This is a genomic window from Tenacibaculum soleae, from assembly GCF_001693415.1.
In the GTDB taxonomy this organism is placed as follows: Bacteria; Bacteroidota; Bacteroidia; order Flavobacteriales; family Flavobacteriaceae; genus Polaribacter; species Polaribacter soleae.
This window is the reverse complement of record NZ_MAKX01000013.1, coordinates 104,059-117,444: the sequence shown is the minus strand read 5'-3', so window position 1 is coordinate 117,444 and position 13,386 is coordinate 104,059. Positions and strand designations below refer to the sequence as shown.

Annotated in this window: 14 protein-coding genes; 7 read left to right on the top strand and 7 right to left on the bottom strand. The window is 27.7% G+C overall.

Annotated elements, in window-relative coordinates; all coding sequences use genetic code 11:
* Positions 1 to 34 precede the first annotated feature (34 nt).
* The gene (locus tag BA195_RS10155) at positions 35 to 1,825 is read left to right on the top strand and encodes a DUF885 domain-containing protein (protein WP_068705094.1); all 1,791 of its coding nucleotides are present in this window, start codon (positions 35 to 37) and stop codon (positions 1,823 to 1,825) included.
* Between the two features lie 71 nt (positions 1,826 to 1,896).
* Here the strand turns inward: BA195_RS10155 and BA195_RS10150 are convergent, their stop codons facing one another.
* Both BA195_RS10150 and BA195_RS10145 read right to left on the bottom strand, forming a co-directional pair.
* Positions 1,897 to 2,301: a hypothetical protein gene (locus BA195_RS10150; RefSeq protein WP_068705092.1), complete on the bottom strand. Its 405-nt coding sequence runs from the start codon at positions 2,299 to 2,301 to the stop codon at positions 1,897 to 1,899.
* On the bottom strand, positions 2,288 to 2,872 hold the full coding sequence (locus BA195_RS10145; RefSeq protein ID WP_068705090.1) for an RNA polymerase sigma factor: 585 nt from the start codon (positions 2,870 to 2,872) through the stop codon (positions 2,288 to 2,290). The genes BA195_RS10150 and BA195_RS10145 overlap by 14 nt, the downstream gene beginning before the upstream one ends.
* Before the next feature lie 138 nt (positions 2,873 to 3,010).
* Between BA195_RS10145 and BA195_RS10140 the strand changes: the two genes are divergently transcribed.
* The 4 genes from BA195_RS10140 to BA195_RS10125 all read left to right on the top strand — a co-directional run bounded on the left by BA195_RS10140 (position 3,011) and on the right by BA195_RS10125 (position 5,409).
* Positions 3,011 to 3,358 (top strand): DUF6249 domain-containing protein, encoded by a 348-nt coding sequence (locus BA195_RS10140; RefSeq protein WP_068705088.1) that lies wholly within the window; start codon positions 3,011 to 3,013, stop codon positions 3,356 to 3,358.
* Positions 3,359 to 3,463: 105 nt separating this feature from the next.
* Positions 3,464 to 4,036 (top strand): YdeI/OmpD-associated family protein, encoded by a 573-nt coding sequence (locus tag BA195_RS10135; protein WP_068705087.1) that lies wholly within the window; start codon positions 3,464 to 3,466, stop codon positions 4,034 to 4,036.
* A gap of 48 nt (positions 4,037 to 4,084) precedes the next feature.
* The gene (locus BA195_RS10130; RefSeq protein ID WP_068705085.1) at positions 4,085 to 4,612 is read left to right on the top strand and encodes an RNA polymerase sigma factor; all 528 of its coding nucleotides are present in this window, start codon (positions 4,085 to 4,087) and stop codon (positions 4,610 to 4,612) included.
* Entirely contained in the window at positions 4,612 to 5,409 is a 798-nt protein-coding gene (locus tag BA195_RS10125; protein ID WP_068705083.1) for an anti-sigma factor, read from the top strand. Before BA195_RS10130 ends, BA195_RS10125 begins: the two co-directional genes overlap by 1 nt.
* A gap of 238 nt (positions 5,410 to 5,647) precedes the next feature.
* Here BA195_RS10125 and BA195_RS10120 read toward each other — a convergent pair whose 3' ends face one another.
* From BA195_RS10120 to BA195_RS10105, 4 genes are all read right to left on the bottom strand, one after another.
* A complete protein-coding gene (locus BA195_RS10120; RefSeq protein ID WP_068705080.1) occupies positions 5,648 to 7,876 on the bottom strand; it encodes a TonB-dependent receptor in 2,229 nt (742 codons plus the stop codon).
* A gap of 15 nt (positions 7,877 to 7,891) precedes the next feature.
* Entirely contained in the window at positions 7,892 to 9,187 is a 1,296-nt protein-coding gene (locus BA195_RS10115; protein ID WP_068705078.1) for a tetratricopeptide repeat protein, read from the bottom strand.
* 70 nt (positions 9,188 to 9,257) lie between these two features.
* The gene (locus BA195_RS10110) at positions 9,258 to 9,818 is read right to left on the bottom strand and encodes a DUF4331 family protein (RefSeq protein WP_068705446.1); all 561 of its coding nucleotides are present in this window, start codon (positions 9,816 to 9,818) and stop codon (positions 9,258 to 9,260) included.
* A gap of 98 nt (positions 9,819 to 9,916) precedes the next feature.
* A complete protein-coding gene (locus BA195_RS10105; protein ID WP_068705076.1) occupies positions 9,917 to 10,567 on the bottom strand; it encodes a DUF4331 family protein in 651 nt (216 codons plus the stop codon).
* 436 nt (positions 10,568 to 11,003) lie between these two features.
* On the opposite strand from BA195_RS10105, the gene BA195_RS10100 reads away from it, so the two are divergent.
* Positions 11,004 to 11,897: a TIGR01777 family oxidoreductase gene (locus BA195_RS10100; protein WP_068705074.1), complete on the top strand. Its 894-nt coding sequence runs from the start codon at positions 11,004 to 11,006 to the stop codon at positions 11,895 to 11,897.
* Positions 11,887 to 12,561, top strand: a complete 675-nt coding sequence (locus BA195_RS10095; RefSeq protein ID WP_245662344.1) for a GNAT family N-acetyltransferase — start codon at positions 11,887 to 11,889, stop codon at positions 12,559 to 12,561. Before BA195_RS10100 ends, BA195_RS10095 begins: the two co-directional genes overlap by 11 nt.
* 15 nt (positions 12,562 to 12,576) lie before the next feature.
* Here the strand turns inward: BA195_RS10095 and BA195_RS10090 are convergent, their stop codons facing one another.
* Positions 12,577 to 13,371 carry a patatin-like phospholipase family protein gene (locus BA195_RS10090; protein ID WP_068705070.1) on the bottom strand — a complete coding sequence of 265 codons (795 nt, stop codon included), beginning with the start codon at positions 13,369 to 13,371 and terminating at the stop codon, positions 12,577 to 12,579.
* Positions 13,372 to 13,386: the final 15 nt, after the last annotated feature.

The following is a 13,386-nucleotide window of genomic DNA, read 5'->3' as shown; positions in this document are numbered from 1 at the left end:
TTTGGTATATTTGTTTGCAATCAAAAACAATACCATGAAGAAAATCTTCTTAACCATTGTAGCTACTGCTACACTACTAACTTCTTGTAAACAAGAAAAAAAGGAAGTAATTACAGTTCCTATAAAAGAAAATACAGCTTTTAATCAATTATTAAAAGATTACAATGAAGGTAAACTACAACTAAATCCGATAAATGCCACTTTTGCTGGTGATAATCGCTTTAACGATCAATTTCCTAACATCTTATCTGAAAATTATCTAACAAAAAACAACGATTTTTACAAAAACTACAAATTAAAACTAGCTGATTTTAAAGAGAATGATTTAACTGAAAGTCAACAAATGAGTAAAGCTGTTTTAGATTGGGATTGTGATATGGCTTTAGCACAAAATAGCTTTAAAAACGATGCTTTAATGCCTATCAACCAAATGTGGACTATCAATTTAACCGTAGGTCAATTAGCTAGTGGTAGTAGTGCACAACCCTTTAAAACTGTAAATGATTACGAAAATTGGCTAAAAAGATTAGATGGTTTTCATGTTTGGATGCAATCTGCCATTACAAACATGAAACAAGGTATTAAAAAAGGTTATGTTTTACCAACTTCTTTAATAAAAAAAATTGTTCCTCAATTTAAAGGTTTGGCTGAAACAAAAATTACGGAACATTTATTTTATTCACCAATCAAAAAATTTCCAACAGATTTTTCAAAAGAGGATAAAAAGAAATTAGCTGAAAACTATTCTAGTTTATTAAATGAAAAATTAATTCCTTCATTTAAATCAATATACAATTTCTTAAAAACAGATTACTTAGCCGCTGGTAGAGAAACAAGTGGAATTTCTGCTATTCCTAATGGAAAAGAATACTATCAACACGCTATAAAAAACTACACAACAACTACTATGACTGCTGATGAAATACACAACTTAGGTTTAAGTGAAGTTGCACGTATTTTAGCCGAAATGGAAAAAGTAAAAACACAGGTTGGTTTTAAGGGAGAATTAAAAGATTTCTTCAATTTTGTTAGAGAAAATAAAGAGTTAATGCCTTATTCTGAACCGCAACAAATTATCAATAACTTTAATGCGATTCATGATAAAATGAAACCGCAATTAGAAAAATTATTTGGTAACAAACCAAAAACACCTTTTGTAGTAAAACAAACTGAAAAATTTAGAGAAGCTTCGGCTAGTGCAGAATACAACCCAGGTTCATTAGATGGTACACGTCCGGGAGTTTTTTATACCCCAATACCAGATGCTACGAAATACAATGTATTTTCTGATGAAGCGTTGTTTTTACACGAAGCAATTCCTGGGCATCATTATCAAATTTCTTTAACACAAGAAAATCAAGATTTACCAGATTTTAGAAAAACGTTATGGTATAGTGCTTATGGCGAAGGTTGGGCATTGTATACCGAAAACTTAGGAAAAGAATTAGGTTTATATACCGATCCTTATCAATATTTCGGAATGTTAGGTATGGAAATGCACCGTGCAATTCGTTTGGTTGTTGATACTGGAATGCACGCAAAAGGTTGGAGACGTGAAAAAGCAATTCAATATTCTTTAGATAATGAAGCAGAAAGTGAAGCCAGTATTATTTCAGAAATTGAACGTTATATGGCAAACCCAGGGCAGGCATTATCTTATAAAATTGGACAATTAAAAATACGTGAATTACGTGCTAAAGCGAAAAAGGAATTAGGTAAAAAATTTGATATTAGAGAATTTCATAATCAAGTTTTAGAAACAGGTTGTATTCCCTTAGCTTTATTAGAAGCTAAAATTGATAAATGGATTACTGCTAACAAGTAATTATGTGATACTGTAACAAGTTTAGTTTAAAAAAATCCACTTTGTAAATTACAAAGTGGATTTTTTATGATTTATAAATGTTTTGTAAAGTGGTTTTTAAGCATAATTATTTGACCAAAAATCATCAAGGTAAAAAAGAAACAAGCAAATAACATGATGTTAGAAATGGTAATTCCTTCAAACAAATTTGGCATTTGAATATGATATGAAAAATCTAACTGTAATGTTGGCATTTTCATCCAACTTAAAGATGTACCTCTTGAAACAAATAAAATACTTGCCACTAAAATAACTCCAAGAAAAAACCATCCTTTTCTTGATATTAAAGGTGTTGCTTTATAAATGTTAACAGTTTCTTTTTCTAAAACGGTCATTAAATTAGCTGTAAAATCTAAAGAGGGACTTTCTTCTTTTACTTCTTTAATGTACTTTTTCGTAAAAGCATCTAACTTTTCTATGTCTTTATTTTCTCCCATAATGATTAATTAATTCGGGTTCAACATTTTGTTTTATAACACTTAACAATCTTTTTCTGGCTCTGTGTAATTTTACTTTTACATTGGCTTCAGAAAAATTAGTTATTGCTATAATTTCTTTTAAACTTAGTTCATCAAAATAAAACATCCATAAAATAGTCCGTTCATCTTCTGGTAAACGTAATATACAGTTATTAATTATTTCGGCACGTTCTTTTCGTTCAATACCTTCTAAAATATTTTCAGTAGATTTTATTTTATTAAATGTTATTTCATCAATCGTATCAGTACTATACTTTTCTTTATGCTTTTTTAAGCTATCTAAGGCTGTTCTATACCCTATTTTGTACAACCAAGTAGAAAATTTTGATTCTCCTTTAAACTTACTTAAATTTTTAAACGCTTTTATAAAAGTATCTTGAGAAATTTCTTCAGCCTCTTCTCTACTCTTTACCATTTTTAAAGCCAAAGTAAAAATCATCGTTTTATACTTATCAACTAAAAAAGCAAAAGCATTAGTATCTCCTTGTAAGGTTAAATCGATATATGTTTGGTCAGTTTTTATGGTCATTTTATACTTTGACTGCCTATTAATTTAAAAGGTTACAAAATTTCATGAAAAATATTTTTTTATTTTTCTGTAACCTTTTCTATAATCTAACGGTCATACTTGCAAACACAATAAAAATAATCATTTAAATTTTAAAATATGGAAGTAGCAATTGTATTTATGTTTTTATTCGCAGTAATTTTCGGAATCTTTTATTTATTCTATTCAACTAGAAACAAAGAGCGTTTAGCATTGATAGAAAAAGGTGTAGATGCTAAAATATTTATGCAAGGAGAGCGAAAAAAATCAACTTTAACAGGTAGAGTAATTGTTTTAAACCTAGCGCTATTGTTAATGGGAATTGGCTTAGGAATCTTTTTAGGGTTATTAATTGATACGTATAGCTCTATTGATGAAGAAGCGGTATATCCAGCAATGATTTTTTTAATGGCTGGTTTAGGTTTATTTACTGGCTTTAACCTAACTAAAAGATTAGATAAAGAATAGTTTTTTACAATAAATTATAATTTAAAAAGAGAATGAAGTTTTATTTCATTCTCTTTTTTGTTTTATAAATTAGCGATAATTTTTCTTTTAAATAAGATAGTAATTGTGAAAGAAAAAGTGGAATTTTATTTTAAGAATGATATTGAATGGCGTAATTGGTTGTCTAAAAACTATAATACATCCGAAGGGATATATCTTATTTTTTATAAAGTTGAAAACATAGAGGAATCTATGCGTTGGGAAGAAGCTGTAAAAGTAGCTTTGTGTTACGGTTGGATAGATGCCACTGTAAAAAGCTTAGGCAACGGTAAACGTAAGCAATATTTTTGTAAGCGAAAACCAAAAAGTATTTGGAGTGCCGTAAATAAAAAACATATTAAAAGTTTAATTGCTACTAATTTAATGCATAACAGCGGATTCGAAGCCATAAAGATTGCTAAAAAAAATGATTCTTGGAACACTTTAGATGCGATTGATAAACTAATAATTCCGATAGAGCTACAAATGGAATTTGATAAAAATAAAATTGCTTTTACAAACTTTAAAAACTTTGCTCCTAGTTATAAAAAGAATTATTTATATTGGCTACTACAAGCCAAAAGAGAAACGACTCGAACAAAACGTATTTATGAAATTATTAAGCTTTGTACTAACAATATAAAATCTAGAAGTAATTAATCATAAAATTATGCCTTAATTAATTTTACTATCTTACAAAAAAATAAAATGCAATTAGAAGATCTTGTTATAAAATTCACACAAAAAGATGTAAAAGCTTTTGAAAAATTATATGAAATGTATAATAAAAGTGTAAACGGAATTGTATTTAATATTATTAGAGATAAAGATATTTCAGAAGAAGTTACTCAAGATGTTTTTATAAAAGCTTGGAATAATGCTACATCATACTCTGCTAAAAAAGGTAGGTTTTTTACTTGGATTATTAATATTGCTAGAAATGCTGCGATAGATAAAACCCGATCAAAAAGTTTTAAGAACAGTGCTAAAAACCTAAACTCTGAAATTTTCGTAGATATATTAGAGAATCATGATAGTTTAGATTCTAAAACGAATGCTATTGGAATTAAAAACTTTGTAAATAAGTTAAAAGACACCTGTATAAAAGTAATAGAATTACTTTATTTTAAAGGTTTTACGCAAAAAGAAGTTTCTGAAAGTTTAAATATACCTTTAGGTACTGTTAAAACAAGAAACAGAAACTGTATTAATGAGTTAAGAATTATGCTTAAATAATGGAAGCAAAAAAACACATAGAATCTGGAATACTAGAATTGTACGTTGCTGGGGCACTTTCTGAAAAAGAAAACGAGCAAATACATGCCTTAATTATAAAATATCCTGAAATTTTAGAAGAAATAAAAGATATTGAAAAATCAATATCTTCTCTTACTGGTTATGTTTCTCGTTCAGGAAACAAAAACTCTTTTAAAAATGTTTTAATTAAAATACTACAAGAAAAAGAGAATTCAAGTACAGTTATTCCTTTAAATAATCGAAAAAATAACTGGGCAACTTATACTGGTTGGGCAGCTGCATTTATTATTGGTAGTACATTAGTTTTATCGATAAATAAAAATAATAACCTACAAGCTGAAATAGATACAATTAATCAAGCTAAAGACCAATTTGAATTTCAATTAGAAAAATCGAATACTTATTTAGCCCAGAATGAAAATTTATTAAAAGTAATAAGAGCTAAAAATGTTGTTACTGTGCCTTTACAGGGACAAAAAGTACTTCCTGAGGCATACGCTAAAGTTTTTTGGAATAAAGAATCGCAAAAAATATATTTAGATGTACAAGGATTACCTGATCCTCCTGAAGGAAAAGTATATCAAGTATGGTCGTTAAAACTTGATCCGTTATCACCTACCAGTTTAGGAACTATCGATAATTTTATAACTAATAAAAATAAAATATTTACTATTGATAATCCTAACGAATCTCAAGCATTCGGTATTACTTTAGAGCCTACAGGAGGTAGTATATCTCCTAATTTAGAGCAGTTATATACTTTGGGTGCTGTTTAACAATTATATTTATCTTACAAGCCTTCCTATTTTAAGATCTTAGGTTATAAAATCTTTTTTATATTTATTAATAAAGCTATTGATATTTATAGTCTTAATTATATATCGGTTTTTATAAAAAATTAAATCACTTATATAAATAAACATAGCCGCATAAAGCGACTATGTTTTACTATCATTAATCCTTCTAAAAAATGATAGCACTTAATAGTTATCCCCCCGAACAACTACTTTTTTATTAAAATGAATATCTTATTGTTGCTTTTACACTAAATGGTGTACCAGGTGTAAAATGAATTTCTTCTACGGCGTTAGGTTCATTTTGTAATCTAGATTCCGTTGCAAATTGTGTTTCATTCCAAGCTACATCAAATAAATTTTCGACTGCCAAACCTAAAGTTATATCATTAATTTTATAACTAATATTTGCATCGGTAACAAAATAACCTTCTGCTACTATTGAGTTATCTTCATTTGCAGGTCTATCTCCTATGTATCTATAATCAATTCCTCCTGAAAAATTTTTATAATTATTTATAGATAAACCACCTGTCATTGTAAAACTTGGAGCTAACGGTATGTTATTAGCATTTGATGGCTCGGCTACAATTTTAGCATCGGTAATGGTAGCATCGGTATTAAAATATAACCAATCTGTTAATTGATATCTAAAACCAATATCTAATCCAAAACGCTCTGACTCTCCTGATGGCTCTACAATACCAGCATCACCAACATAAACCAATTCATCTTCAGATAATAAATACCATAAGGCAGTATTAATTGCTATTTTTGAAGTAGGTTTCCAAATATTACCAAAATCTATACCATAAGCCTTTGGTAATGTTTTTCTGTTAGGTTGTGTAGCAACAACTCTTGCATCATTTGAATGAAACCCAATACCTGATTTTAAAAACCATTGAGTTTTTGTATTTGGTGTGTATGTTATATTTACTTTAGGATTTACAATTACTTTTGATTTTGAAAATGTTTTATATTCATTCAATAAATAATCGTTGTAGCTAAAGTTTAAATAATCTAATCGTAAAGCCGGAGCAATTGTAAATTTACCTAATTCAAACTCACTGTTAAAAAAAGTGTAAAAATTTGTTTGATGTACTTTTCCTAGTTGAATTTCATTTAAAACTTCTTTTCTTTGTAATGTATGTGATAATTCTAAATTATCTACAATATCTGTTCTTAAACCGGTACCAAAAGTTAATGTTGTTGGTATTTTATTTATGTTTAATTTCTTTTTAAATTGTGTGTTAAACCCTAAAATATCTCTATTTTCGGTTTGTTTTATTTGATCTCCATTTATAGGATCGTCTAAGAAAAAAGTAAAATTAGAAAACAAATTAAAATTATAATTCGAATAAAAAATATTAGAAGTTATTTTTACATCATTCTTTAAAACTTTTGAATGTTCAATATTTATATTTGTTCTTGATGTAGTTCCTCCTTCTGTATCATCTATACTACCAAAACGAGTAATATTTCCGTTAGCAACTTCCCTTACAGGGATTTGTCCTGATGCATCCCATTTACTTGTAAAATGAGCTGCTGATAAAGACAAACTACTATTATCTTTTAAAAAGGTTTTATATTTTGAAAAGATATTTATTCTGCTAAAGTTTTGAGGAGATTCTACAAAACCATCTGTTGCCAAATACTCAATAGCTATATAAGCATTGTCTGTACTGTTTTTATCTAAAAGATTAAACATACCTAATGTTCTAAAAGTATTAAATTGCCCAATACCAATTTCAATTTGACTTTGCTCTAAATGTGATTTTGTTTTAAAATCTACATATCCGGCTGTATTAAAATCACCTTTACTTGCATAATAAGGCCCTTTTCCAAAGTTTATTTTTTCAATAGTTTCTGGTATTAAAAAGTGCAAGTCACTATATCCTTGTCCGTGAGCATGAGATACCATATTTACAGGCATTCCGTCAACTGACAATGCTAAATCAGTACCATGATCAATGTCAAAACCTCTTAAAAAAACTTGTTCTGCTTTTCCACCACCAGCATGTTGTCCTATAAATAAACCTGGTACTTTTTGTAAAATTTGTTGTGATGAGTTTACTGGTTTTTTATCTAAATCTATTCTAACAAAAGTTTGTAAAGCATCTTGTTTGTTTGATAAAACCATTTCATCTAACATAAAACGTTTGGTTGATAAAATTAATATATATGGCTTTGCTAAGTTGTTTTTAGTTAATTGAATTACTTGTTTTTTGTAACCTAAAATTCTAAATTCTACAAAATCGCCTTCATTTGCTTTTTCAATAACAAATTTTCCGTTTACCTCTGTATGACTATGAGTATTACTTGTCATGTTATACACATAAACATTTTCTAAAGGTTTATTATTGGTGTTAAATACTGTTCCTGTAAACTTTTGTGAAAATAATTGCAAATAACTAATAAGCACAAAAAGTATTGTTAATTTAGTTTTCAAAATAATAGTTTTTAATTAAATATTTAAAATTTTCTTTGTCATCAAAGGTCCTAATTCAAAAGAACTTTTCAGCAATTCTTTTCTTATTTTTTTTGCTTTTGATATTTTTCCGTTAGCTTTATAAATTTCTGCCATATGGTACTGTATTTCAGGTTCAAAAGTTTTATTTGCAATATATGTATCTACTATTTTTAACGATTTTTTAATTTTTTTTTTCTTAAAATAATACCATGCTAATAAATCGTAAGATTGTGGGGTAGGTCTGTTAACTATTTCTTCATTAATTAACGGTAATGCTTTGGCTGTATTATTGTATTCATCTAAATAAACTTTAGCTAAATTTTGATGATACATCACACCATATTGATTATTTTTTATAGTTGATAAATAAGAATTTATGTTATTATTTTTTGATATAGAATCGTTTTGATACTCAGCAATTTCGGCTTTTAACAAATAATAATCTGGTGAAAAATGACGGGTGCTAATCATATCTAAAATACGCTTTGCTTCTGTTGGTTTTTGATCATTAGAATAAACAATCCAAGCAATTCCTTTTTTGGCATATGCATTATTTTCATCTAAAGCTAATGCTTTTAAATATAAATTGTATGACTCTTTAATTTGACCATCATGACCGTAAAAATCTGCTAAGTTGGTGTAGCTCCAAATTTTAAGCTGTTTGTTGTTTGCTTCTTCAGCTTTTTTCATAGCCTTTTCCATAAAACGAATGGCTGAACTTAAATTTCCTTTATGATCATACCATTTAGAAACCCTAATTAGGTAATCAAAATCGGCATAATCCTCTATCTTGGCTAAAAATTCAAATGCTTTTTGGGTATTTCCTAATTCTAAATATATATCGAAAAGCATTTTTTGACTACCTCTTAAATTTTCTCCAATAACAGTGGCTTTTTTTACTAATGCTAAAGCTTCTTTAAATCGATGTTGAGAAATATAATTTCGTGCTAATGCCCTTAAGTTTCCGCTATTATTATAATTCGTTTTTTTATTAACTTCTATTAACTTTTTCTCAGCTTCTAATAAATAAGTAATAGTACCTTTTGATGAAAAAAGTAACATGTTAGCATCTGCTATTTTTGATAAATATGGATATTGATTGGGGTTTTTAATTATTTTATTTTCCCAAAAAACAAGCTCTCTTTCTGCTAATATTTCAGTTATATTTATTGGATTTTTTAGGTATTTATTATAATCTGTTTCATTTGTTACCTCAATATTTGTAGCAGTACTGCAACTATAAAATAGATTAAAAATAACTATAATTAGTAGTGTTTTTATTGTTTTCATAATAAGAAGGATTAGTTTTTAAAATTGGCTACAATGAGACAAAGTAGCCAATTCTTATCTTTTTATAATTTTACCAAGGACTTGCTAAATAAGGAAAAGATGTTAAAAACTCTTTATCATTAGCACTTACATTATCATCAGATAGTGTTGGGTTTTCAGTAAAATCTTCACCTCCAAAAATCAACAATAACTCTACCGTTATAACATCATCAGCTAAAGCTCTTCCTGTTAAAACATTTTCTCCATCATAAAAAGTTGTTTTACCATCTAAAGATACCGTTAACACATCGGTAGCTAATACTCCTGCAAAATTTGCGGCATCTAACCCTAATGCATTTTTATCTCCTTCATTTGCATAAGCTGGGCTTAAAGCTTTTAAATTTGTTTCAAACATCGCTGCATAGGCTGCATTTTGTTCTGATGGTATTGTAGTATTAAACATATCTTTTTTATCACTATTAACAAACACAGTATTAATAGCTGGTCGTCCCATTTGATCTTTTTGTGTATAAGTACCTGAAAAATTCATAGGTGTTAAATAATCCATATTATCATTATCATCACTACAACTTATTAATGTTAAAAAAGATAATATTAAAAGTGATACTATTTTTATTGGTTTAAGTTTCATAGTGCTGTTTTTTGTAATAAAATTTGATACTATTAACAATACGTTCGTTTTTATATTTTTAAGTTTCATGCTTCAAGATTTTAAAATTTGATTGATAATTATTGCTTTGTTTTTGTTTCTACCCAAGTATTAATAGTTCCTGATCCTCCAATCATAGACTTTGGTACTTCTACAACAACAGACAATACATTGGTTCCTTTAAAAGTATCTGTACCTGGATTATCAAATCCACTCGCCATACCTCCAATTATTTCACCATACTTAGCAAAATCCATAAAAAAAGGATCATCTCTTGGACCTGCAAAAAATTTCATTCCGTTTTTATTTCCTATAACAGGATTTACTTTATAGGGAGATATAGCTACTCCGTATTCAGATCCATCTTGAGGCAATAAACTTTTTACACCTGTCATTGATGGTTTATACGGACCAAAAAAATACATTTTCCCATCTCTTGGAATGGCCTGAATTACCAAGTCTTCTATTTTATCATCATTATTATCAATATTAAATTCTATTAATACATTTTCATCAAATTTTGCCTCACTCGTTGCTGAAGGACTTAATAACCCCTGAACATTTGCTACAAAAACAAGGTTGTTTGTATCTTCTGCTTGAAAAGCATAAAAGTCTGTAATATCGCTCGTACCACCTTGTACATTTGGCGCATCAATATGATCTGCTGCATAAAGCATTAATCCGATTAAAGCAAAAACACCTGCTCCGATAATTAATTTAATTTTTTTCATGATTGTAAATTTTTATTAGTTAATTATTCATTCAACCTTATTTACGAGAAAACTTCTATTTCGGTTTTTATTTTATATCATTTTTTTAAAAAATATTTTAAAACACTAAAAAACAAGTACTTATTTTATGTTTTTTTTCTTATCTAAACAATATCCTAACCTTATATTTGTATGTACTACCGTTTTAATTAAATGGTAAAAAACAATTAAGTAATTAAGAATACTTTTTATTGTATTACTTTTATATCATATGATTGGATAAAAAGTTAAAAGACTTATTTTAATTACTCTGATTACTGAAAAAAAATAAGGTAAAACGAATGAAGGAAATGTTTACTCAAGTTACAGCCCCTAAAGAACATAAATATTAAGTTGTAATTCCAAATGCCAAAAATCATTCTATTGCCTTTCACTTTTTATATAAAAAATATTAAAAATGACTAAAATACTTATAACTGGCGGAACTGGATTAATTGGAAAAAGACTTCAAAAAAAGTTAATAGAAAAAAAATATGAAGTTGTTATTTTATCAAGAAATCCAAAAAAAAAGAATGAATTTCTTTGGAATATTTCAAACGAATTTATTGATGATAATGCTTTTGCAAACATTACACATATCATCCATTTAGCTGGAGCAGGAATTGCTGATAAGCGATGGACAGATGAACAAAAAAAAATATTAATTGATAGTCGTGTACAGTCCGCTAATCTACTTTTTAAAAAAATAAAAGAGTTAAAAATTCAACTCAAAGGTTTTATTTCAGCTTCAGGAATTGGTTATTATGGAGCGATTACTTCTGATAAAATTTTTACTGAAGATCATCTTCCTGAAAATGATTTTATTTCTAAAGTTTGTGTACAATGGGAAAAAGCTGCACATCAATTTAAAAAACTAAATATTCCTGTTACTATTATACGTACCGGTATTGTTTTATCAGAAATAGGTGGTGCGTTGCCAAAAATAAATACACCTTTGTTTTTAGCTAATATAGGAAGCGGAAAACAATACATGCCATGGATTCATATTGATGATTTATGCAACATATATTTAAAAGCAATTAAAACCAATAACTTTACAGGTACATACAATGCTGTAGCTCCCGAGCATCAAACAAATAAAAATTTCACAAAAATACTATCAAAAGTTATTCATAAACCTGTTCTTCCATTTAACGTGCCTTCATTTATACTAAAAATTATTTTAGGTGAAATGAATGTCCTTTTATTAAAAGGAAGTCCTATTTCCTATAAAAAAACAGAAAAACATTATTCATTTATATTTTCTGATTTAAAATCAGCTTTAAAAGATATTTATAAAAGTGGAAAATAAACTTAAAAATCCTGTTTGGTTTTCTTTAAATGAAACACATAAAGATTTCGCTATTAAATATGATGGAGTACAATTTTACAATCCAAAAGTATGTCCGTTTGGCGCTTTTATTGATTCTTCAAAAACAGCAAATGCTTTAAATAAATACGCTAAACTTACTGATAGTTTTTTCTTAGTAACAGAAAAAGAAACACCAAATCATGACCCTAATTTTGTTACATTAAATCGAAAAATTGAAGGATGCCAAATGGTATTAGAAAACTTAATTGAAGTTAATATAACCGAAAAAATCATTCCACTTACTACTAAACATATCAATGAAATATATGACTTAGTTTGGTTGGTTATGCCAGGCTATTTTAAGATGAAAACTTTTGAAATGGGTAAATATTTTGGTATTTTTAAAAACAACAAATTAGTATCCATTACTGGTCAACGCATGCAAACTAATAATTTTATTGAGGTAAGTGCTGTTGTTACACACCCCGATTATAGAGGTAATGGTTTTGCTAAACAATTAACAACTCATGTTACTAAAAATATAATAGCAAATAAAAAACATCCTATTTTACATACTACTAAAGGAAACTCAGCAATAAAAATTTATGAAAATCTAGGTTATAAATTAACACGTGAAATGAATTGGTGGCACTACTCTAAATAATTTTTATAATAAATACTAACTAAGCTGGGTTTCTATGTATTTTTTTGCTGTTTTATAAATAACATCCACTTCTGTTTTATCATAGCCACTAAATTTACCTAAAGGAAAACATACTGTTGCAAAGGTTTCAAAAAATTTATATTCTTCAGAAGATAGCATCAATAATTTTGAAGCATGCGCTAAGACCTTTAATGTTGTATCTAATTCTTCTGTTTTTTTTTCTGATGGAAAAACAACATAACTTCCTACCGTTGGATATTGTGAATTATTAAAAGGTGTTGTTGGAAAATTATCTATTACTCCTCCATCAGAATACAACATATCATTAATTTTTACAGGATTAAATAAACCTGGCAAGGCACATGATGCTAGTACAGGTTTTAATAATTCGCCTTTAAAAAAATATTCCGTCACTCCTTTATTTAAATTTGTTGTTGAAATGATTAACGGAATTGTTAATTCTTCAAAAGTTGTTTTTATTTTATCTTCAATTAACTTTGCGTAACTAGAGGAATTAAAAATTCCAGGTTTTGCTATAGTTATCCATGAGTATTGAAATATTTCAGTAGTTCTAAAAAAAGATAAAATCTCTTTTGGCTTTAAACCAGAAGCATACATAGTTGCTACTAATGAGCCAGAACTGCATGCAGATATTGCATTAATTTTTATATTAAGTTCTTCTAATTTTTCTAACAGAGCAATATGAGCAACACCTTTTTCTGCACCACCACTTAACACTAGGTTTATAGGTGTATTAGGTTGTAACTTTTTTAATTTATAAATTGAGCATTTATACTTTTCTTTTACCATAAACTATCTATTATA

What these genes read in the sequence shown, in the direction of transcription:
- BA195_RS10155 (WP_068705094.1), top strand. Translation starts at nt 35, where the DNA reads ATGAAGAAAATCTTCTTAACCATTGTAGCTACTGCTACACTACTAACT.
- BA195_RS10150 (WP_068705092.1), bottom strand. Translation starts at nt 2,301, where the DNA reads ATGGGAGAAAATAAAGACATAGAAAAGTTAGATGCTTTTACGAAAAAG.
- BA195_RS10145 (WP_068705090.1), bottom strand. Translation starts at nt 2,872, where the DNA reads ATGACCATAAAAACTGACCAAACATATATCGATTTAACCTTACAAGGA.
- BA195_RS10140 (WP_068705088.1), top strand. Translation starts at nt 3,011, where the DNA reads ATGGAAGTAGCAATTGTATTTATGTTTTTATTCGCAGTAATTTTCGGA.
- BA195_RS10130 (WP_068705085.1), top strand. Translation starts at nt 4,085, where the DNA reads ATGCAATTAGAAGATCTTGTTATAAAATTCACACAAAAAGATGTAAAA.
- BA195_RS10125 (WP_068705083.1), top strand. Translation starts at nt 4,612, where the DNA reads ATGGAAGCAAAAAAACACATAGAATCTGGAATACTAGAATTGTACGTT.
- BA195_RS10115 (WP_068705078.1), bottom strand. Translation starts at nt 9,187, where the DNA reads ATGAAAACAATAAAAACACTACTAATTATAGTTATTTTTAATCTATTT.
- BA195_RS10110 (WP_068705446.1), bottom strand. Translation starts at nt 9,818, where the DNA reads ATGAAACTTAAACCAATAAAAATAGTATCACTTTTAATATTATCTTTT.
- BA195_RS10105 (WP_068705076.1), bottom strand. Translation starts at nt 10,567, where the DNA reads ATGAAAAAAATTAAATTAATTATCGGAGCAGGTGTTTTTGCTTTAATC.
- BA195_RS10100 (WP_068705074.1), top strand. Translation starts at nt 11,004, where the DNA reads ATGACTAAAATACTTATAACTGGCGGAACTGGATTAATTGGAAAAAGA.
- BA195_RS10090 (WP_068705070.1), bottom strand. Translation starts at nt 13,371, where the DNA reads ATGGTAAAAGAAAAGTATAAATGCTCAATTTATAAATTAAAAAAGTTA.